The 21,224-nt window shown below is 61.7% G+C and carries 19 protein-coding genes; 11 read left to right on the forward strand and 8 right to left on the reverse strand.

The annotated features are described in order from the left end of the window. The first annotated feature begins 250 nt into the window (after positions 1-250). The 3 genes from eat to eutC are packed head-to-tail and all read left to right on the forward strand — an operon-like array spanning position 251 to position 3,917. A complete protein-coding gene (gene eat, locus ABIE53_RS01715; protein WP_192699923.1) occupies positions 251-1,654 on the forward strand; it encodes an ethanolamine permease in 1,404 nt (467 codons plus the stop codon). Between the two features lie 56 nt (positions 1,655-1,710). Beyond that, on the forward strand, positions 1,711-3,105 hold the full coding sequence (locus tag ABIE53_RS01720; protein WP_192699924.1) for an ethanolamine ammonia-lyase subunit EutB: 1,395 nt from the start codon (positions 1,711-1,713) through the stop codon (positions 3,103-3,105). Continuing rightward, positions 3,102-3,917 (forward strand): ethanolamine ammonia-lyase subunit EutC, encoded by an 816-nt coding sequence (eutC, locus tag ABIE53_RS01725; protein WP_029971156.1) that lies wholly within the window; start codon positions 3,102-3,104, stop codon positions 3,915-3,917. The genes ABIE53_RS01720 and eutC overlap by 4 nt, the downstream gene beginning before the upstream one ends. A gap of 8 nt (positions 3,918-3,925) precedes the next feature. Here the strand turns inward: eutC and ABIE53_RS01730 are convergent, their stop codons facing one another. After that, positions 3,926-4,321, reverse strand: coding sequence for a DUF779 domain-containing protein (locus ABIE53_RS01730; protein WP_192699925.1), 396 nt, complete (start codon positions 4,319-4,321; stop codon positions 3,926-3,928). A 73-nt stretch (positions 4,322-4,394) separates the two neighbouring features. Beyond that, positions 4,395-5,915, reverse strand: coding sequence for an aldehyde dehydrogenase (adh, locus tag ABIE53_RS01735; protein ID WP_192699926.1), 1,521 nt, complete (start codon positions 5,913-5,915; stop codon positions 4,395-4,397). A gap of 345 nt (positions 5,916-6,260) precedes the next feature. Here adh and ABIE53_RS01740 point away from each other — a divergent pair, with 345 nt between their 5' ends. Next, positions 6,261-7,325, forward strand: coding sequence for a helix-turn-helix domain-containing protein (locus ABIE53_RS01740; protein ID WP_192699927.1), 1,065 nt, complete (start codon positions 6,261-6,263; stop codon positions 7,323-7,325). Between the two features lie 48 nt (positions 7,326-7,373). On the opposite strand, the gene ABIE53_RS01745 is transcribed toward ABIE53_RS01740, so the two are convergent. Next, complete coding sequence (locus ABIE53_RS01745) at positions 7,374-9,485, reverse strand: heavy metal translocating P-type ATPase (protein ID WP_310073759.1); 2,112 nt, start codon at positions 9,483-9,485, stop codon at positions 7,374-7,376. Here ABIE53_RS01745 and ABIE53_RS01750 point away from each other — a divergent pair. The 7 genes from ABIE53_RS01750 (at position 9,480) to ABIE53_RS01780 (ending at position 15,229) form a co-directional block, all read left to right on the forward strand. After that, positions 9,480-9,746, forward strand: a complete 267-nt coding sequence (locus ABIE53_RS01750; protein WP_310073761.1) for a hypothetical protein — start codon at positions 9,480-9,482, stop codon at positions 9,744-9,746. The two genes, ABIE53_RS01745 and ABIE53_RS01750, sit on opposite strands and share 6 nt — an antisense overlap. Before the next feature lie 48 nt (positions 9,747-9,794). Continuing rightward, positions 9,795-10,226 carry a Cd(II)/Pb(II)-responsive transcriptional regulator gene (gene cadR / locus ABIE53_RS01755; RefSeq protein ID WP_029971152.1) on the forward strand — a complete coding sequence of 144 codons (432 nt, stop codon included), beginning with the start codon at positions 9,795-9,797 and terminating at the stop codon, positions 10,224-10,226. Between the two features lie 44 nt (positions 10,227-10,270). Next, the gene (locus ABIE53_RS01760) at positions 10,271-10,471 is read left to right on the forward strand and encodes a hypothetical protein (protein ID WP_053857329.1); all 201 of its coding nucleotides are present in this window, start codon (positions 10,271-10,273) and stop codon (positions 10,469-10,471) included. Positions 10,472-10,506: 35 nt separating this feature from the next. Next, positions 10,507-11,910: an ATP-dependent RNA helicase DbpA gene (gene dbpA, locus ABIE53_RS01765; RefSeq protein WP_006050569.1), complete on the forward strand. Its 1,404-nt coding sequence runs from the start codon at positions 10,507-10,509 to the stop codon at positions 11,908-11,910. Between the two features lie 243 nt (positions 11,911-12,153). Next, positions 12,154-13,308 (forward strand): pyridoxal phosphate-dependent aminotransferase, encoded by a 1,155-nt coding sequence (locus tag ABIE53_RS01770; RefSeq protein ID WP_192699929.1) that lies wholly within the window; start codon positions 12,154-12,156, stop codon positions 13,306-13,308. A gap of 130 nt (positions 13,309-13,438) precedes the next feature. Next, positions 13,439-14,233 carry an ABC transporter substrate-binding protein gene (locus ABIE53_RS01775; RefSeq protein WP_053857332.1) on the forward strand — a complete coding sequence of 265 codons (795 nt, stop codon included), beginning with the start codon at positions 13,439-13,441 and terminating at the stop codon, positions 14,231-14,233. 150 nt (positions 14,234-14,383) lie between these two features. Further along, the gene (locus tag ABIE53_RS01780) at positions 14,384-15,229 is read left to right on the forward strand and encodes an AraC family transcriptional regulator (protein ID WP_192699930.1); all 846 of its coding nucleotides are present in this window, start codon (positions 14,384-14,386) and stop codon (positions 15,227-15,229) included. Positions 15,230-15,277: 48 nt separating this feature from the next. Here the strand turns inward: ABIE53_RS01780 and ABIE53_RS01785 are convergent, their stop codons facing one another. The 5 genes from ABIE53_RS01785 to ABIE53_RS01805 all read right to left on the reverse strand — a co-directional run bounded on the left by ABIE53_RS01785 (position 15,278) and on the right by ABIE53_RS01805 (position 21,011). Beyond that, positions 15,278-15,865, reverse strand: a complete 588-nt coding sequence (locus ABIE53_RS01785) for a LysE family translocator (protein WP_053857334.1) — start codon at positions 15,863-15,865, stop codon at positions 15,278-15,280. Positions 15,866-15,955: 90 nt separating this feature from the next. Next, positions 15,956-17,026 (reverse strand): MBL fold metallo-hydrolase, encoded by a 1,071-nt coding sequence (locus tag ABIE53_RS01790; protein ID WP_192700084.1) that lies wholly within the window; start codon positions 17,024-17,026, stop codon positions 15,956-15,958. 78 nt (positions 17,027-17,104) lie between these two features. Further along, positions 17,105-17,758 carry a peroxiredoxin gene (locus ABIE53_RS01795; protein WP_006050563.1) on the reverse strand — a complete coding sequence of 218 codons (654 nt, stop codon included), beginning with the start codon at positions 17,756-17,758 and terminating at the stop codon, positions 17,105-17,107. 286 nt (positions 17,759-18,044) lie between these two features. Then, on the reverse strand, positions 18,045-18,731 hold the full coding sequence (locus ABIE53_RS01800; RefSeq protein ID WP_006050561.1) for a Fe2+-dependent dioxygenase: 687 nt from the start codon (positions 18,729-18,731) through the stop codon (positions 18,045-18,047). 54 nt (positions 18,732-18,785) lie between these two features. Beyond that, positions 18,786-21,011 carry a TonB-dependent receptor gene (locus ABIE53_RS01805; protein WP_192699931.1) on the reverse strand — a complete coding sequence of 742 codons (2,226 nt, stop codon included), beginning with the start codon at positions 21,009-21,011 and terminating at the stop codon, positions 18,786-18,788. Positions 21,012-21,224 lie beyond the last annotated feature (213 nt).

Consider the following 21,224-nt stretch of genomic DNA (forward strand, 5'->3'; position numbering starts at 1 on the left):
TACTACTACGTATACATATACAAAGACTATAAAAACCAGAAGAACCACAATCACCCTCGCCAGCCCGATACACACCCTAGCCAAAACGAGTGCCCCCCGAATTAAGCACTCCCCCACAAACCACCCCCCAACTTTGCCGAATTTCGATAACACCTCGAATATTGGCTCACTACCATCGGCGAAAGCCTGCCCGCCCACGCACCGCAAAACCTTGCGGCGCCGAGCAAGCGGCAAACTCCGGGAGCGTCCGATGAAATCAGAGTCAACCAGTCAGCACGTCGGCAAAGTCACGCATCACGAGTTGAAGCAGACGCTCGGCACGTGGCAACTTTGGGGAATCGCGGTCGGCCTCGTGATTTCCGGTGAATACTTCGGCTGGAGTTACGGCTGGGCAAGCGCGGGCACGCTCGGCTTCGTGGTCACCGCGGTCTTTATCGCCGCGATGTACACCACGTTCATCTTCAGCTTCACCGAACTCACCACGTCGATCCCGCATGCCGGCGGTCCGTTCGCTTACGCGCGTCACGCATTCGGCCCGACGGGCGGCTATCTCGCGGGCGCTGCGACGCTCGTCGAATTCGTGTTTGCACCGCCGGCCATTGCGCTCGCCATCGGCGCCTATCTGCACGTGCAGTTCCCGGGTCTCGAACCGAAGCACGCGGCAATGGGCGCGTACCTCGTCTTCATGGCGTTGAACATCGTCGGTGTGCAGATCGCCGCGGCATTCGAATTGTGCGTGACGTTGCTCGCGATTTTCGAATTGCTCGTCTTCATGGGCGTCGTGTCGCCGGGCTTTCAATGGTCGAACTTTACGAAGGGCGGCTGGGCCGGCGCGGACACGTTCAGCATGGGCTCGTTCAACGGCATGTTCGCAGCGATCCCGTTCGCGATCTGGTTCTTCCTCGCGATCGAAGGCGTCGCGATGGCCGCGGAAGAAGCGAAAAACCCGAAGCGCTCGATTCCGATCGCCTACGTCGCGGGCATCCTCACGCTCGTGGTGCTCGCCATCGGCGTGATGGTGTTTGCGGGCGCGGCCGGCGACTGGAGCAAGCTGTCGAATATCAACGACCCGCTGCCGCAAGCGATGAAGTACATCGTCGGCGAACATAGCGGCTGGATGCATATGCTCGTGTGGCTCGGACTGTTCGGGCTCGTCGCGTCGTTTCACGGCATCATCCTCGGCTATTCGCGGCAGATCTTTGCGCTGGCTCGCGCGGGCTATTTGCCGGAGTGGCTCTCGAGTGTGCATCCGCGCTTCAAGACGCCGCATCGCGCGATTCTCGCCGGTGGCGTGATCGGCATCGCCGCGATCTATAGCGACGAACTGATTCAGTTCGGCGGCCAGACGCTCACGGCGAACATCGTGACGATGTCCGTGTTTGGCGCTATCGTGATGTATATCATCAGCATGTTGTCGCTGTTCAAGCTGCGCCGCACCGAGCCGAACATGGAGCGTCCGTTTCGCGCGCCGCTTTTTCCGTTCTTTCCGGCGTTCGCGCTGGTGGCCGCGGTGATCTGTCTGGCCACTATGGTGTACTTTAACTTTCTGGTGGCAGTGGTGTTCGCCATCTTCCTCGCACTCGGCTACGTCTATTTCCTCATGACGCGCCATCAACGCGAGGCCGCACCGGCCGACGCATTGCTCGAAGAATGACGGTCGAAGCCGCTGCGCGCGCAGCGGCGTTTGAGTCGTAAGCTGGAGTCGTAAAGATGAGCTATACGGAGACAATCGGCAGCCGCACGTATCGGTTTGCCGATCTGAAGACACTCATGGCGAAGGCGAGCCCGCAACGTTCCGGCGATCAACTCGCGGGCGTCGCGGCAGCAAGCGAAGAGGAGCGCGTCGCCGCAAAAATGGCGTTGGCGCAAGTACCGTTGCGCACGTTCCTGAACGAAGCGCTGATTCCGTACGAAAGTGACGAAGTCACGCGTCTCGTGATCGACGATCATTCGCCGCAGGCATTCACCGAGATTTCGCATCTCACGGTAGGCGACTTTCGCAATTGGCTGCTGAGCACGTCGACGGATGCGGACGCGCTCACACGTATCACCGCAGGCCTCACGCCGGAAATGGTGGCGGCCGTTTCGAAGCTGATGCGCAACCAGGATCTGATCGCAGCGGCGCGCAAGCGTCCGGTGATCACGCGCTTTCGCAACACGGTGGGTTTGCCGGGCCACATGTCGGTGCGCCTGCAACCCAATCATCCGACAGACGACGTCAAAGGCATTGCAGCCTCGATGCTCGATGGCCTGATGTACGGTTGCGGCGATGCGATGATCGGCATCAATCCGGCCAGCGACAACCTCGCCGCGATCACGCGACTGCTTCTGATGATCGACGACTTCCGTCAACGCTATCAGGTGCCCACGCAATCCTGTGTGCTGACGCACGTCACCAACACGATTGCCGCGATCGAAAAAGGCGCACCCGTCGACCTCGTGTTTCAATCGATTGCGGGCACAGAAAAAGCCAACGCCGGATTCGGCATTTCGCTCGCGCTACTGCAAGAAGCGTATGAAGCGGGACTGTCGCTCAAACGCGGCACGGTCGGCAGCAATCTGATGTACTTCGAAACGGGGCAGGGCAGCGCATTGTCGGCGGACGCGCATTTCGGCGTCGATCAACAAACTTGCGAAGTGCGCGCGTATGCGGTCGCGCGCAAGTTCAATCCGTTTCTCGTCAATACCGTGGTCGGCTTTATCGGCCCCGAGTATCTGTACGACGGCAGGCAGATCACGCGCGCCGGCCTTGAAGACCACTTTTGCGGCAAGCTGCTCGGCGTGCCGATGGGTTGCGACATCTGCTACACGAATCACGCGGAAGCCGATCAGGACGACATGGATAACCTGCTCACACTGCTTGGCGTGGCGGGCATCAATTTCATCATGGGCATTCCGGGCGCGGACGACGTGATGCTCAATTATCAAAGCACGTCCTTCCACGACGCACTCTATGTGCGCGACGTACTCGGCTTGCGCCGCGCGCCGGAATTCGAAGAGTGGCTCGAGTCGATGCAAATTACCGACGCGCGCGGCGCATTGCTGAGTGCGTCGACACATCAACCGCTGCTCGAGGGCGCGCGCGACTGGATGGGCATCGCATGAGCGACTTTGTCGAGAAGAACTCGTGGAATGCGCTGCGTCAGTTCACTAACGCGCGCATTGCGTTGGGTCGCGCCGGCAACAGCGTGCCCACTGAGCCTTTACTTGCGTTCAATCTCTCGCATGCGCAAGCGCGGGACGCGGTGCATCATCCGTTGGACAACGAAGCATTGCATCAGCAGTTGCATGTGCTGAACTTCAAGACGCTGGACGTGCATAGCGCTGCGCCCGATCGCGAGCACTACTTGCGCCGCCCCGATCTCGGCCGGCGCTTGTCGGAAGAGAGTCGCGTCGCGCTCGCGCAATTGGCGGACGAAGCGCCGGACGTCGTGTTCGTGATCGGCGACGGTTTGTCGGCGTTCGCTGCATCGAAGCAAGCAGTGCCGCTATTGCAAGCCGTCGCTCCGCAACTCGCGGACTGGAAGATCGCGCCTGTCGTCGTCGCACGGCAGGCACGCGTTGCACTCGGCGACGAGATCGGCGAGTTGCTGCATGCGAAGATCGTCGTGATGCTGATCGGCGAGCGGCCTGGACTTAGTTCGCCCGATAGCCTCGGCATCTACCTCACGTACGCGCCGAAAGTGGGTTGCAGCGACGCGCAGCGCAATTGCATTTCGAACGTGCGTCCCGAAGGACTCGACTATCCGTTGGCCGCGCACAAGCTGCATTATCTGCTGACGCATGCGCGGCGCCTCGGCCTCACCGGCGTTGGTTTGAAAGACGACAGCGACGCGCTGCTCGCCGCTGCGCCGATAGCGCCCGCAATCGGCGGCGAAGCGAATGCAAAACCAGACTCAAACTCCGACGTAAAGTAAAAGCACCTTCACGCATCGGCGCGTTGCACAGGATGCACTGCGAGCCACCCATTCTCATCGTCGTCGAAGAGTCGCGAGCGCGTGAGAAAGCGCAGACCGCTCGGCCGCTCGAGAGAGAACATACCGCCGTTGCCTGGCACCACGTCGATAATCAACTGCGTGTGCTGCCAGTACTCGAATTGCGATTCGCTCATGTAGAACGGCACGCCCGCAAGCGTGCCGAGTTTCACGTCGGAAGAACCGACCATGAATTCGCTTTGCGGAAACATCATCGGTGCACTGCCGTCGCAGCATCCGCCGGATTGATGAAACAGTACATCGCCATGTTCCGCGCGCAATTTGTCGATCAGCTCTTTTGCGGCGGGCGTTGCGATCACGCGAGCCACTTCTTTTTCGTCGGCCATCAATAGGTCCTCGCAGAAATAAAGCGAGCCGCGCAAAGCGGCCCGCTTCAATAGAATCGCTACGGTTGAATGCTTAGAAGAAGCCGAGCGGTTTCTCGCTATAGCTGACGAGCAGGTTCTTCGTCTGCTGATAATGGTCGAGCATCATCTTGTGATTTTCACGGCCAATGCCCGATTGCTTGTAGCCGCCAAACGCCGCGTGCGCGGGATAAGCGTGATAGCAATTGGTCCACACGCGGCCCGCCTGAATTTGCCGGCCAAAGCGATAGGCGCGCGTGCCGTCGCGTGTCCATACGCCGGCGCCGAGACCGTAAAGCGTGTCGTTGGCGATTTCGAGTGCTTCTTCTTCGGTCTTGAACGTCGTGACCGAAACCACCGGCCCGAAGATCTCTTCCTGGAAGATGCGCATTTTGTTATTGCCGCGAAACACGGTCGGCTTCACGTAATAGCCTTTGCTCAATTCACCGCTCAATGTATTGCGTTCGCCGCCGATCAGACACTCGGCGCCTTCCTGCTTGCCGAGATCGACATACGACAGGATCTTCTCCAATTGTTCCTGCGAAGCCTGCGCACCGATCATCGTTTTCGTATCCAGCGGATGACCCTGCGTGATCGCCGCGACGCGCTTCAACGCACGTTCCATGAAGCGGTCATAGATCTTTTCATCGATCAACACGCGCGACGGACACGTGCACACCTCGCCCTGATTCAACGCGAACATCGCGAAGCCTTCGAGTGCTTTGTCGAAATAGCTGTCGTCCTGATTCATCACGTCGGCGAAGAAAATATTCGGGCTCTTGCCGCCGAGTTCCAGCGTCACCGGAATGATGTTCTGGCTCGCGTACTGCATGATCAGACGGCCTGTCGTCGTCTCGCCGGTAAACGCGATCTTCGCGATGCGCTTGCTCGACGCGAGCGGTTTGCCGGCTTCGAGACCGAAACCGTTCACCACATTCAGCACGCCGGCGGGCAGCAAGTCCTGAATCAGTTCAGCGAGTACGAGAATCGATGCCGGCGTCTGCTCCGCCGGTTTGAGCACGACGCAATTGCCGGCTGCGAGTGCGGGTGCGAGCTTCCACACGGCCATCAGAATGGGGAAATTCCACGGAATGATCTGACCGACTACGCCGAGCGGCTCATGAAAGTGATAGGCCACGGTGTCGTCGTCGATCTCGGAGATCGAACCTTCCTGCGCACGCACGGCGCCGGCGAAATAGCGGAAATGATCGATGGCAAGCGGAATATCGGCGGCCATCGTTTCGCGCAGCGGCTTGCCGTTGTCTATCGTTTCAGCCACTGCAAGGCGCTGCAGGTTCGCTTCCATACGATCGGCAATGCGGTTCAGAATGTTCGCGCGATCCGTCGTTGACGTCTTGCCCCACGCAGCCTTGGCACGGTGCGCCGCGTCGAGCGCCAGTTCGACATCCGCTTCGCGCGAGCGCGGAATGGACGTGAATGGTTCGCCCGTAATCGGCGACACATTGTCGAAGTACTCGCCACCCACGGGCTTCACCCATTCGCCGCCGATAAAGTTCGCATACTGCTTTTTGTACGGGAATTCGGTCGTCAGAAATTGCATCTCCGCGTGATTCATCTGTGTGCTCCTCACATGTTTGAATGGGCTATAGTCGGCGCGATGTCGCGACCGGTTTGCAATCCGTTGAAGCGGGCGCGTGACCCATAGAGCCAGAACCATGCCAATGCACCTGGCTGGTGAGGCGTGCACGCACGGCAAGCACGCGCGCACCGCAGCCTGTGTTTCAAGGTCGAATCGGCGGCCGGTGCGCGCGTCGTTTGTGAGCAGTGCAGTTGTTGCTGTTCATCAATTGAACAGCGCGCTGGCACGGGTTGGAGCAATCGGCGTGTTGAATGGGCGCTCGCGATCGGCATGGGACTTGCCTTGTTTTTTCTCTTCGATACTCCATCGCGCGGATTGGCCATGACGATCGAAACCCTCAGCGACAGCGCGACAACCTCGGCCACCTGTGCGGCTTCGACGCGTGCGCCGCAGCCAAGCTTTCGCGTACAGACCCGCGTCGCTCACGACGCCGACGAGCAGGCGCGCAATCTTCACGGCTGGCATCAGACCTACGACCAATTGACCGCGGGCAGCTTTGTCGGCGGTCTCACGGAGTTGTGCCTCGACCATATGCAGGTGTTCGTCGAAACGACGAGCCACACGTTGCGGCAGACCTGCGAAGTGCAGAAAGACGCGTACTGGTTCGGCATTCCGACATGCCGCGCCGGATCGGGCCGCATCGACGCGCAGATCATTACCGGCGATGCCCTCGCGTTTCGTCCGGGTGGCATCGAATTCGAATTGCTGACGTCGGCGGACTATGAGATTTTCGGTGTAGTCGTGAAGGGCGAAGTGTTGCGCCGCTATGCCGCGCAAGTGGAGCGCGTCGGGCTGGCCGAGCAGTGGGCAGACACTGAGGTCGTGAAGATCGGCATGGCGCGCAAAGAGCGTTTATGTGCTTCGTTGCGTGAGCTGCTTCAGCAGAGCGCCGCAAGTGCCGCGCCGTTGTCGTCGTCTGCGCGCGAGAACTTGCAGGCCGCCGTGCTTGCTTCCCTGTTCGACGTGGGCGCGTTGCCCGCGTGCTCCGAACCGATTGCGATGCCGGCGCGTGCACGTCGTCAGTCGATCGTATCGGAGGCGCGCGATTATGTGCTCGCGAATCGCGATCGCGCGGTCAGCGTGCCGGAACTGTGCGAGCGTCTGCATGTGAGCCGGCGCACATTGCAATACTGCTTTCAGGACGTGCTCGGCATGGCGCCCGCTACTTATGTGCGGGCAATCCGTTTGAACGGCGCGCGGCGCGATCTCTGCAACGCATCGCGCGATTCGCGCTCGGTGCAAGATGTGGCGGCGGCCTGGGGTTTCTGGCACATGAGCCAGTTCGCAACCGATTATCGCAAGCTCTTCGGCATGCGGCCTTCGGATACGTTGAAGGCCGCAATCGGCACGCATTCGGCAACGAATACCCGCTCGTTCGCGCACTAGCGGCTTTGAATGTGCATCGCGGTGCGGCGCATTGCATTGGATGGCTAACTATTTGCGCAGCAGCCGCAAACCGTTCGCGACCACGAGCAAGCTCGCGCCGACATCGGCGAACACGGCCATCCACATGGTGCCGAGACCCATCACGGTCAACACCAGAAAGACGCCCTTGATGCCGAGCGCGAGCGCAATGTTTTGCACCAGCACCGAATGCGTCGCTTTCGACAGGCGGATGAACAGCGGGATCTTGCGCAAGTCGTCGTCCATCAACGCGACGTCGGCGGTTTCGATTGCGGTGCCCGTGCCCATTGCGCCCATCGCAAAGCCGATGTCGGCACGGGCCAGCGCGGGCGCGTCGTTGATGCCGTCGCCGACCATGCCGACTGTCGCGCCCTCGGCCGACCACTGCGCGACCGCGTCGAGTTTGTCTTGCGGCAAAAGATTACCGCGCGTTTCGTCGATGCCCACCTGTTCCGCGATGGCCGCCGCCGTGTGCGGGTTGTCGCCGGTGAGCATTGCAGTGCGCACGCCCGCGCGATGCAACTCGGCGATAGCCATGCGGCTCGTCTCCTTCACCGTATCGGCGACGGCGAATAGCGCAATCACGCGTTGCGCGTCGCTCAGCAGCACGACGGTCTTGCCTTGACGCTCGAGCGCGTCGAGCCGCGCTTCGAGGGACGGTGAACAACGCCCGAGTTCTTCCGCGAGCCGATGATTGCCGAGCCAGTACGTCGCGCCGTTAATCTCGCCGCGCACGCCGCGTCCGGCGAGCGCTTCGAAGGAATCGACGAGGAGACTCGTCACGCCGTCTTTTTGCGCCGCGCTTGCAATCGCCATCGAAACGGGATGGTCCGAGCGCGCCGCAAGACTCGCGGCGAGCGTACGGCAACGCGCCGCGTCGGCATCCGCATCCGCGAGCATTTCGGCGAGCATCGCGAAATCGGTTTGTACAGGTTTGCCGTGCGTGATCGTGCCGGTTTTATCGAGCGCGAGACGGCTCAGCTTGCGACCCTGTTCAAGGTACACGCCGCCCTTGATGAGTATCCCTTTACGCGCAGCCGCCGCGAGCCCGCTGACGATCGTCACCGGCGTCGAAATCACGAGCGCGCACGGGCACGCAATCACGAGCATCACGAGCGCCTTGTAGATCCACGCGTGCCACATGCCGCCGAAGAAGAGCGGCGGCACGAGCGCCACCGCCAACGCGACGGCGAACACGAGCGGCGTATAGACGCGCGCGAACTGATCGACGAAACGTTGCGTGGGCGCTTTGGTGCCTTGCGCCTCTTCGACTGCATGGATGATGCGCGCGAGCGTCGTGTTGCTCGCCGCCGCCGTCACGCGATAGTCGAACGAACCGGCCTGGTTGATGGTGCCCGCGAACACCGCGTCGCCCACGGTTTTGTCGACTGGCAGGCTTTCTCCTGTGATCGGCGCCTGATCGACGCTCGAGCGTCCCGCGATGATTTCCCCATCGAGCGCGATCCGTTCGCCCGGCTTTACGCGGACCAGCGCGCCCGGCGCGATCGCCTTGAGATCGGTGAGCCGCCAGTCGCCGTCGGGCTGCTGCACGCTCGCCTGTTCTGGCGTCAGTTGCATCAGTCCCTGAATCGCATTGCGGGCGCGGTCGAGCGACTTCGCCTCGATCAGTTCGGCGACGGTGAAAAGCACCATCACCATCGCCGCTTCCGGCCATTGCCCGAGGATCAGCGCGCCGGTCACGGCAATGCTCATCAACGCGTTGATGTTGAGGTCGCCGTGACGAATCGCGAGCCAGCCCTTGCGATAGGTCGTGAGCCCGCAGGAGACGATCGCGAGGATCGCGAGACTCGCTGCCATCCAGGCTGGCGCGCCGAGCCAGCCAGCGGCCTCTGAAGCGACCGCGGCGACGCCTGCGAAGGCGAGCGGCCACCATGACACGCGCTTTCGCTGATCTTGCGCAGCGTTCCGCGTCGTTGCCGATGCATTCGGCGAGTCGGCATCCGCGAGTTCCGGCGTGAAGTCCAGCGAACGCAGCGCGTCGAGAATGGGGTCGAGCGCATTCGGTGCATGCACAACGGTCAGCACGCGCTGCATCAGGTTGAACTCCATGCTGCGCACGTCCGCCATGCGGCTGAATTTTTTGCGGATCAACGCTTCTTCGGTCGGACAATCCATTTGCATGATGCGGATCGCCGTGCGCACATCGCCGCCTTGCACTCGTTCGGATTGCGGCAAATCTGCGGCTGGCAATGGCAAGGAAGCATCGGCGACAGCAGAACAGCAGCCTCCGCCCGCATGGTCATGTGCGCGCTTTTCGTGCCGATGCCCATGCTCATGTTCATGCCCTTGCTCACAGGAGCTTGCTTCCGCTTGTTCCAGACGGTCGTCTTTCGCGTCGTGCGCATGCTGCATGGTGGCTTCCTCGTTCGATTTGTGGTCTAGTAAACACCTTGAAGCCACTACAAGGTCAAGGCCGGTATCGGAGGGCCCATGAAAATCGGCGAATTGGCGAAAATCGCCCATTGCACGACCGAAACCATCCGCTTCTACGAGAAAGAAGGGCTGCTGCCCGAAGCGGAGCGCACTGAGGCCAATTACCGCAGCTATACGGCGAAGCACGTCGAGCGGCTGCGCTTCATCCGCAATTGCCGCGCGCTCGACATGACGCACGACGAAATTCGCGCGCTGCTGCGTCTGACCGACGCGCCGGCCAACGGCTGCGGCGGCATCAATAATCTGATCGACGAGCATATTGCGCACGTCGATACGCGTATCGACGAACTGCAACAGCTCAAGGCGCAATTGCACGTGCTGCGCGAGCAATGCCACGGCGAACAGGCGGTCGAAGACTGCGGCATCGTGCAAGGTCTCAGCGAAATGGACGTCAGCGCGCCGCGCACACGGCACACGCATCTCGGTTGATGCGGCCAGTCGAATCAACAATCGAATCCAGTTGGAGAAGCAACGTGTTTACATGTAGAAACCAGTCCTGCGGCGCGCAGTGGGAGCAGTCGGACGTCATCATCAAAAACGAAGGGCAAGGGCTTCTGTTCCGCTGCCCGCTGTGTGGCGCGCGCAATTACGTCGAGCGTTTCGAAGGCGACGACGGCGCGGTGCTGTACGAGCAGATGGACGGCCGTCCGTCGCCCGGACCCCTAGCCGAATAGTGTCCAGCCTTTAGACGATCACGAGCCAACCATTTATGAACAGTCCCACTACGGCCGGCGCGCCGTTCAGCCAACTGCCGCTGCCGGCCGCCACGCTCGCGAATCTCACGCAACTCGGCTATGTCGAGATGACGCCGATTCAGGCCGCGAGTTTGCCTATCGCACTCGCCGGCCACGATCTCATCGCGCAGGCAAAAACCGGCAGCGGCAAGACCGCGGCGTTTTCTCTCGCGCTGCTCGCGCGTCTCGACACACGCAACTTCGCCGTGCAGGCGATGGTGCTGTGTCCCACGCGCGAACTCGCCGATCAGGTCACGCAGGAAATCCGCCGGCTCGCGCGCGCCGAAGAAAACATCAAGGTGCTGACCTTGTGCGGCGGCACGCCGATGCGTCCGCAAACCGCGAGTCTCGAACACGGCGCGCATATCGTGGTCGGCACGCCGGGCCGCATCATGGATCACCTCGAGCGCGGCAGTCTGCCGCTGCAATCGCTCAATACACTCGTGCTCGATGAAGCCGACCGCATGCTCGACATGGGTTTCTTCGACGACATCGCGACGGTGGTCAGGCAATGCCCGAAGGAACGGCAAACGCTGCTTTTCTCGGCGACGTATCCCGAGGGTATCGTCAAGTTGAGTCAGCAATTCCTCCGGAATCCGAAGGAAGTGAAGCTGGCCGAGCGGCACGACAATACGAAGATCCGCCAACGCTTCTATGAAGTGACCGAAGACGAGCGTCTGCATGCCGTCGGTCTGTTGCTCAACCACTATCGTCCGGTCAGCACGCTCGCGTTTTGCAACACCAAGCAGCAATGCCGCGATTTGCTCGACGTGCTGCGCGCGCAGGGTTTTCATGCGCTGGCGCTGCACGGCGAACTCGATCAGCGCGAGCGCGATCAGGTGCTGATCCAGTTCGCGAATCGCAGTTGCTCGGTGCTGGTCGCCACCGACGTCGCCGCCCGCGGCCTCGACATCGCGCAACTGGAGGCGGTGATCAACGTCGACGTGACGCCCGATCCCGAAGTGCATGTGCACCGTATCGGCCGCACGGGTCGTGCCGATCAGGAAGGCTGGGCATTGAGCCTCGCGAGCATGAATGAAATGGGGCGCGTCGGCGGTCTGGAGCAGGCGCACAAGCGCGACGTCGAATGGCATAAGCTGTCCGAGCTCACGCCAAAGAGCAATGAGCCGCTGCTGCCGCCCATGGAAACGCTGCAGATTCTCGGCGGCCGCAAGGAAAAAATCCGTCCCGGCGACGTGCTCGGCGCGCTCACCGGCGACGCCGGTTTCGCCGGCTCGCAGATCGGCAAGATCAACGTGACGGAGATGTCGACCTATGTGGCCGTCGAGCGCAGCATTGCGCGCGAAGCGGTGCGCAAGCTCAGTGCGGGCAAGGTGAAGGGCAAGAAGGTCAAGGTCCGGCTGATGGAAGACGCCTGATCTCGTGGCGTGGGCGGCGGCGCGCGTGCGAAAAGCGGCGCGTGCTGTTTTCCACGCCGCGTCGCCGCCACGATCGCGCGTGCGTTTAAGCCATGAAATAAACGCATGCGCCGCATGACAAAGTTTCGATTGTGATGGTTCTTTGGCTGATGCCTAATCATTCAACCGGCGCTCGAGCGCAATGGACGGCTGCATACTTCGCCGCCGTCAGTCCGCCGCCGGATGAAGATAGGGAGAAGCCATATGCAGAGCGCCATGCAAGCCCGCTCGAAATTGCCTGATGTCGGCACGACGATTTTTACCGTGATCGGCCAACTGGCCGCGCAACACGATGCGCTGAATCTGTCGCAAGGCGCGCCGAATTTCGCGCCGGACGCGAAGCTGATCGACGGCGTGGCGAACGCCATGCGCGCGGGCCACAACCAGTACGCGCCCATGTCCGGCATCGCGGCCTTGCGCGAAGCGCTCGCCGATAAAGTAGAGACGCTGTACGGCGTGCGCTATGACCCCGCGAGCGAAGTAACGGTGATCGCGAGCGCCAGCGAGGGCCTTTATTCGACGATCAGCGCATTGGTGCATCCGGGCGATGAAGTGATCTACTTCGAGCCTTCGTTCGACAGCTATGGACCGATCGTCCGGCTGCAAGGCGCGACACCCGTGCCGATCAAATTGTCGCTCGCCGATTTCCGCGTGAACTGGGACGAGGTCGCCGCCGCGATCACGCCGAAGACGCGCATGATCATCATCAACACGCCGCACAATCCGACCGCGACCGTGTTCGACGAGGCCGACATCGCGCGCCTGAAAGCGCTCACGCGCAACACGGACATTGTGATTCTCGCGGACGAGGTCTACGAGCATGTGGTGTTCGACGGCGCGAAGCATCAGAGCATGGCGTGCCACAGCGAGCTCGCCGAACGTAGCGTGATTGTGTCGTCGTTCGGCAAGTCGTATCACGTGACGGGTTGGCGCGTCGGCTATTGCCTCGCGCCCGCCGAGTTGATGAACGAGATCCGCAAGGTGCATCAGTTCATGGTGTTTTCCGCCGATACACCGATGCAGTACGCGTTCGTCGATGCATTGGCGAATCGCGAAAGCTATCTCGGCTTGTCTGCGTTCTATCAGCAAAAACGCGATCTGCTTGCACATGGGCTTCGCGAATCGCGCTTTGAGTTGCTGCCGAGTGCAGGCAGCTTTTTCATGCTCGCGCGCTTTCGCGGCTTCTCCGATGAAACGGACAGCGACTTCGTGTTGCGCCTGATTCGCGATGCGCGCGTCGCGACGATTCCGCTCTCGGCGTTCTATGGCGACGGTACGGATTCCGGCCTGATTCGCCTGAGTTTTTCGAAAGACGACGCGACGCTGATCGAAGGCGCGCGCCGTTTGTGCGAGATATGAAACTGCGTGCGCGTGAGCGCGGCGCTGTCATTTTTGAACGCAGTATGATCGTCGCGCCATTGCATATTCACACGCTACGCATTCGTACTACAACGCGTACTACAACGAAACCGAAGGAAAGGGACCTGCTATGAAACTGCTCAAGTCTTTGTTGGCGCTCGCTTGCGCGTTCGCATCGGTGGCGGCATCGTCCGCTGCCGTTGCCGCCGACACATCGACGCTGCGTTTCGGGCTCGAAGCGCAGTATCCGCCGTTCGAATCGAAGGGACCGGGCGGCGAGCTGCAAGGTCTCGACATCGACGTCGGCAATGCAGTGTGCGCCGCCGCGAAGATGACCTGCAAATGGGTGGAGACATCGTTCGACGGTTTGATTCCGGCGCTGCAAGGCCGCAAATTCGACGCGATCAACTCGGCGATGAATGCGACCGAACAGCGTCGCCAGGCGATCGACTTCACGACGGTCGTCTATCGCGTGCCGACGCAGTTGATCGCAAAGCGCGACAGCGGTCTGCTGCCGACTGCCGAAGCATTGAAGGGCAAACGCGTGGGCGTGTTGCAGGCGTCAATTCAGGAGACGTTTGCGAAGACGCATTGGGAACCCGCGGGCGTCACCGTCGTGCCGTATCAGGATCAGAATCAGGTGTACACGGACCTGGTCGCGGGGCGTGTCGATGCAACGCTCGTGCTCGCGCCCGCGGGACAAACCGGTTTTCTGTCGAAGCCGAACGGCAAGGACTACGCATTCGTCGGACAACCGGTGCGCGACGACAAGATTCTCGGCAGCGGTATCGCCTATGGCATCCGCAAGGGCGATACGGCATTGCGCGAGCGCTTGAACGCGGCGATTGCGAAGGTGCAGGCGGACGGCACCGTGAAGACGCTCGCAGCGAAATACCTCGGCAATATCGACGTTTCCGCGAAGTAACCGCTTGCGGTGCGCAACATCCGCAGCGAACGCATAAGTCCGCTTGTTGGCCGCGCGTTTGACGGCTACGATAAGTGGCCTCGCCGAACTTGCGGCTTTTGACAGCCGCGCATTTCCGCGAGGCCCACGTACACCGGAGGAGGCGCGCGAATGAGCGGAACGACAGCGGCGGCAATTCATGCGAAGCGCGCAAGCGAGCCGCAATTCTGGCGTAGCGAGGCGTTGCCGTTCATCGAGGCGCGCTCCATCGAAGACGGCCGCGAAATCTGCTACGCGAAGCACTCTCACGAAACCTTCTCCATCGGCGCGGTCACTGGCGGACGCAGCGTGTACGTGAACCGCCACGCGCGCGAATGGACCGGCGCGGGCGCGGTTGTTCTGATGAATCCCGACGACGTTCATGCATGCAATCCCATCGCCGACGAGCGCTGGTCGTATCGCATGCTTCACGTCGACGTCGCGTGGCTCACGTCGTTGCAACACGAACTCGGCTTCAGCGAGAACTACGCGTTTCGCGCGTTCTCGCAGACCATGACGACAGACGCCGAACTCTTCGACGGCCTCAATCGGCTGCATGGAATTCTGGTCGACAACGATGCGGATTTGCTGCGCAAACAAAGCGCCGCCGTGGCATTTTTCACTGAGGTGCAGCAGCGCCTGAACCCCGCGCCGCTTTCACACGACGACGCCAGCCGTCAACTCGCGAGAGCGGCCGAATTCATCGCCGACAATTGCACGCACCCGCTGAAGCTCGAGGACATATGCGAGGCCGCGGGTCTGTCCGCGTCGCATCTGATTCGCGCGTTCAAGGAGCGCTACGGCATGACGCCGCACGCGTATCTGATCAATCGGCGCATTCAGTACAGCCGCGCTCAACTGAGGCGCGGCCGATTGATCGCCGACGTCGCGCTCGACGCCGGCTTCGCCGATCAGGCGCATTTGCAGCGCACGTTCAAGCGGCTCGTCGCCGCGACGCCGGGCCAATATCGCAGTTGACTGCGGGGTTGCCGCAGTTTTCGGCGCCTCACGCGACGCGAGATCACATCACGTCACAAGCAAATACAACGCGCTCGCCGCAAGCAACGCCGCCATAACCCGATTGAACAATCTCACGCGCTGCGGCGCCTGCAAGTACTTGCGCAGAAACGTCCCGGCGTAGGCCCAGCTTGCAATCGACACATAGCAGATCACAAAGTAGATCACAGTGAATTGCCAGACGAGTTTGCCGTCGCCATCGGCGGCATACGCGCCCATGCCGGCCAGCGACGCGAGCCATGCTTTCGGGTTGAGCCATTGCATCGCCGCGCCATACGCAAATGAAGGGCCGCGCGATGGTTTGTCGGCGCCGAGCTGACCGTCATCGACGGCGAGCTTGTAGGCCATGACCAGCAGAAACGCCACGCCGGCCCATTTGACGATGCTCACGAGTGCGGGGACATGCACGAGCAGTTCATGCAGCCCGAGGCCGATCAGCAGAAGCAGCACGGTAAAGCCGACGGTCGCGCCGCTCACATGCCGCATGCTCGCGGCGAAGCCATGCTGCGCGCCGGCGCTCAGCGCGACGACGTTGACGGGACCCGGCGAAATCGACGAAGCCAGCGCGAACGCGGCCATGGAAAGCAAAGCGGACATCGGTGCCTCGATACGTGAATGCGCGGGATTGACGCGGTTCAACGGTATCGGCGGCAGGGCGGTGTGTATTGAAGGAAATTGCTATATGCGCTACATGCCGGCATTTTCGACGACGCGGCCTTCCGCGCGCCAGCGCAGCATGCCGCCCGCAAGGTTCGCGACTTCGTCGAATCCGGCCTGGCGCAGGATCACCGTCGCTTGTGCGGAGCGGCCGCCGGCACGGCACACGGTCACGATGGGGCGCTCTTTCGTGAGCTCGGCGGCGCGCGTGGCGAGATCGCCGAGCGAGATGAGCCGCGCTGCCGGAATGCGGCCGAGCGGGCCGTTGAACTCGTCCGGCTCACGCACATCGACTATCTGCACGAAACGCAGATTGTCCTCGAGCCATTGCGGGCCGATTTCCCAGATGCCCGCGAACGTGTAGACGAGCGGCGCCCAATCAGGTTCGGCCGCTTGCGTGGGATCGCTGGCCGCAACGCCGCACTTGAGATTCGCGGGCACCGCAATGTCGATCTGCTTCGGATGCGGCAACCGCAGATTCGTCACATAGCCGACGAAGTCGTCTTCGCACAGTTCGCCGCCGAGGCGCGGATTGAAGCGCCGCTCTTCGCCGACGCTCGTCACCGTCAAGCCGCGATAATCGTGTGCCGGATAAAGCAGGCAGCTTTCGGGCTGACTGAAAATCTCGCCGTGGATCGCGCGGAACATCGCGCGTGCGTCGCCCTTCTGGAAATCGGTGCGGCCCGTGCCGCGGATCAGCAGGCAGTCGCCGGTGAACATCATCGTGCCGTCGTCGAGCGCGAGGCTGATGCAGCCGTTCGTGTGGCCTGGCGTCGCGCGCACTTCGAGCCAGCGCGTGCCGAACTCGCATCGGTCGCCGTGAATCAGATAGCGGTCCGCACCTTCCGCGCCGCTTGCCGCCGATATGGCGATCGCGCTGCCGGTGCGGCGCTTGAGCATCCAGGCGCCCGTCACATGATCGGCGTGGACGTGCGTGTCGATCGTATAGAGAAGGCGCAGCCCGAGTTCCTGGATCAGCGCCGTATCGCGGCGCACCTGCTCGAATACCGGATCGATCAGAATGGCCTCTCGCGTCGTGCTATCGGCGAGAAGATACGTGTACGTGGACGATTGCGGGTCGATTAGTTGGCGGAAAATCAGCAAGGTTGTTTTCTCCGTGGCGCGCATCGTCGAGACAACCGGGCGCGTGGCGGCGCCCGGTTTTACTGCGCCGCAATCTCACCGTGGCTGTGCAACGTACCGCAGATACGGCTTCAAGGTCTTGAAGCCCTCAGGGTATTTCTTCGCCGCATCATCGTTCGAGACGGATGTCGGAATGATGACATCGTCCCCCGGTTTCCAGTTCACGGGCGTGGCCACCGTATGCTTCGCGTTCAACTGCAACGAGTCGAGCAGACGCAGCACTTCGTCGAAATTGCGCCCGGAACTCATCGGATACACGAGCATGGCTTTGACCTTTTTGTCCGGGCCGATGATGAACACCGAGCGCACGGTCGCGTTGTCCGCCGCGGTGCGCGTGCCGCCGCCCGCATTCGGGTGAATCATGTCGTAGAGCTTCGCGACGTTCAGATCCGCGTCGCCGATGAGCGGATAGTTGACCGCGTGGCCCTGCGTCTCTTCAATGTCCTTCACCCACCTCTCGTGATCGCTGACGGGGTCCACACTCAGGCCGATGATCTTCGTGTTGCGCTTTTCGAATTCGGGCTTGAGCCCGGCCATGTAGCCGAGCTCGGTCGTGCAGACGGGCGTGAAATCCTTCGGATGCGAAAACAGGATCACCCAATGGTCGCCGATCCATTCGTGGAAACGGATCGTGCCTTCGGTGGTTTCCGCGGTGAAATCGGGCGCTTCTTCTCCAAGTCGAATCGACATCGTCATCCTCCATGAGAATGCGCCGGGGAGGTGCACCGGTTCTCGGAGCTGCAATCCCCGGGCTGCCTGAATCTTCGATCAGGCGATTGCTTGACTCACGATCAGCCTCCAGCCACCTGGACTGTGATTGTGCGGGAGGACCTTGCGCACGCGTGAAGGCGGAGTGCTCGCCGGATTGCTGTGCTGCGCAAACACACGGATGCGCCACGCGTCGCGCTTAAAGCGTAGGACAAAAATGCGCGTCGCTCTAGCCAGCTTGCAGGGCAAATCCGCCGTTATTGCCGATTTACGTTTCGCTCCACATGCGCAGGAGGTTGTGATAACAGCCGACTAGCGTGCGGCGCGCGGCATCGTCCGCGTTCGAGGCGTTCAAACGCTGGATCGCGCCGTCGATGTCGAACAGCATCGCGCGCTGCGTGTCGTCGCGCACCAGGCTCTGTACCCAGAAGAAGCTCGATACGCGCGCGCCGCGCGTCACGGGCCGCACCTGGTGCAGACTCGTGCCGGGATAAAGGATCGCATGGCCCGCGGGCAGCTTCACTTCCTGCACGCCGAAGGTGTCTTCGATCAGCAGTTCGCCGCCGTCGTATTCGTCGGGCGGCGTGAGGAACAGCGTGACGGATAGATCGGTGCGCACGCGTACGCCGCTGCCGGGCACGAGGCGAATCGCTCCGTCGACATGGCTGCCGAAATGCATGCCGCCTTCGTAGCGGTTAAAGAGCGGCGGATAAACCTTGTTCGGCAGCGCGGCGCTGATGAAAAGCGGATGCCGCTCGAGCGCCGCGATGATTCTGTCGCCCATTTCGAGCGCGATGGACGAGCCTTCCGCGATCTGCTGGTTGCGCTTGACGGGCGCGCCCTGATAGCCCGCGGTCGCGCGGCCGTCGACCCATGCGTCCGTGGCCGCTTCGAGTTGCGCACGCATCGCGGCGGTGTCGGCGGGACTGAATACATCGGGGATCGAGACAATCATCGTTGGACTTTCCTGCGAAACCGCGCGTTGTGCTGCTGATCGCCGCCTCGGCGATCAGAAGAACCGATAGTTTAGCGTCGCGAGGAACGTGCGGCCGTTGCCCGGCACCGCGCGTCCGCCGTCCGATGGAATCAGCGCGTCATAGTAGTTCTTGTCCGTGAGGTTGAGCACGTTGAACTGGACGTCGTACTTTTTCGCGTGATACGCGGCCATCGCGTCCCAGCGCGTATAGCCGCCGACCTTCACGAAGTTGTTGTTCGCGGCGTAACGCGACGACGTGTAGATCGGCCCGCCGCCGATTTCCCAGTGCGGCGTGAATGCGTAGGTCGTCCACAGCGTCAGCATGTTGCGCGGCGTGTTCGCGGGCGTCTTGCCGGCGGTGCCGTCGAGCGCCTTCAGGATCGTCGCGTCCATGTACGTGTAGCCGCCGAACACTTGCCACTTGTTCGTGATGTGGCCGGCCACGCCGAGCTGGTAGCCGCGCACGCGCACGTCGCCGTCGAGCGTGTAGCTGCCGTCCGAGTTTAACGTCCGCGCGTTCGTCTTTTCGATGTTGAAGAGCGATTGCGTGACCGACAGACCGCCGCCGAGCAGGTCCCACTTCGCGCCGACTTCATACGACTTGTTATGCTCCGGCGGCAGATTCTGCTGCTGGTTCGTGAGCGTCAGCGCTTCGAGCGACGGATTGAACGACGTGCCGTACGACACGTAGTAGGACTGCCAGTCGGTCGGCTGCCAGATCACGCCGCCGCGCACGCTCGTGAAGTAATTCGTCTGCGTCGCATACGAAGGCACATTGATCGAGTTGTGAATCGACGCTTCGTAGCGGTCCCAGCGCAGGCCGCCCACGACCTTCCAGTGTTCACCGATCGACACCGTATCGTTCGCATAAATGCCGACGCCGTTCGCGCTCGATTCCGCGAGATTCGTCGCAACGGTTTTCGCATTCGACGGACGCTTCGTGTACGACGGATCGACGAGCGGCACGATGGCGATTGTGTTCGACGGTAAGCCCGGCGTCGTCGTCGTGAAGCTCTGGTTGCTGTACGTCTCGTGGCTCAGATCGACGCCCGCAACCACTTCATGCTTGATGAAGCCGGTGTTGAATTTCGCCTCGACATCCGTCGAGTTGTAGACCGAATGGTCGTTGATGTTGCGGTCCTTGCCCTGCAGCTTCACGAACAGTTTCGACGGATCGATGCTCGTGAAATTTCCGTTGGTCAGCGCCGTCGATGTCGGCAGCGGACCCGTGAGCACCGAGGCCGCGTTCGTCGCGCGCGCTTCCGTGCTGTAGTGGCTGAACTGCGTCTGATTGCGCACCTTCAGGTTGTCGTTGAAGCGGTGTTCGATGCGCGCGTTGAGCGTTTGCACGTCCTGCATCGTGCGGTCGTCGGTGAAGCCGTAGAACGTGCCGCGATTGACCGGCGCCGGGTGGCCGTTGAGCGCGGGAATGCCGTAGTCGGGCTGATCGCGGTTGTGCTGGATCAGCGCGGACAGCGTGATTTCGGTCGGCGTGCCGATGCCGAATTTGACTTCGGGCGCGACGCCGTAATCCTTGCTCTTCATCACGTCGCGCGACGAACCCAGGTCCTGGCCGAACGCGTTGATGCGGAACGCGGACGTCGACGTGATCGGCGTGTTCAGATCGACGGTCGTGCGATAGCGGTCGTGCGTGCCCGCTTGCACGGACACGTCGGCGCGCGGCTTGAGCGTGGGCTGCTTGCTGACCTGATTGATGACGCCGCCCGTCGAGCCGCGTCCGAAGTACAGCGACGACGGGCCGTACAGCACGTCGATCGATTCGAGGTTGAAGGTGTCGCGATAGTACTGGCCGCGATCGCGGAAACCGTCGAGATAGATGTCGGTGCGCGCCGAGAAGCCGCGCAGGTTGATGTTGTTGCCGATCTGTCCGCCTTCCGCGGCGCCGATGGTGATGCCCGGCACATTGCGCAACGCGTCGGTAAACGAGCTCGCGGCTTGCGATTGCAGCACCGACTTCGGCACCACGACGGCGGCTTGCGGAATGTCGCGCAGCGCGGTCGGCACTTTTGCGCCGACGCTCGAGACGTCAGCCGCGAATTCCGTGGACGCGCCGCTTTGACCGGTCACCTTGACGGCGGGCAGCGTGGCGCTATCGGCGGTCTGGGTGGGCGTGGAAGTCGAAGTCGAACTGGATGACGCGGGCTGGGCGCCGGTCGCGGGCGTTGTCGTCGTTTGAGCGTAAAGCGGCGTCGCGAACGCGACCAGAACGGCCGCCGCGAGAGGCGTGTTTCGGAACATCTCAATACCCTGTCGTTGTCGCTATTGTTCTGATTCGACGGACGCCAGCGCCCGTTGCAGCACCGACAGCCGGACTGTCTGCGTCAAAGGGCTGGACCCATCGTCTTGTTCTCAAATGAGAATCAGTATCATTACATGGATGATAATAGTTCGCAATAATTCGTTACGCATCGGTAACACGGCGGCGGGGGAATGTGCGGGGGTTCTGGCGGG

The sequence above is a fragment of the Paraburkholderia sp. OAS925 genome (genome assembly GCF_040543975.1).
GTDB classification, from domain to species: domain Bacteria; phylum Pseudomonadota; class Gammaproteobacteria; order Burkholderiales; family Burkholderiaceae; genus Paraburkholderia; species Paraburkholderia graminis.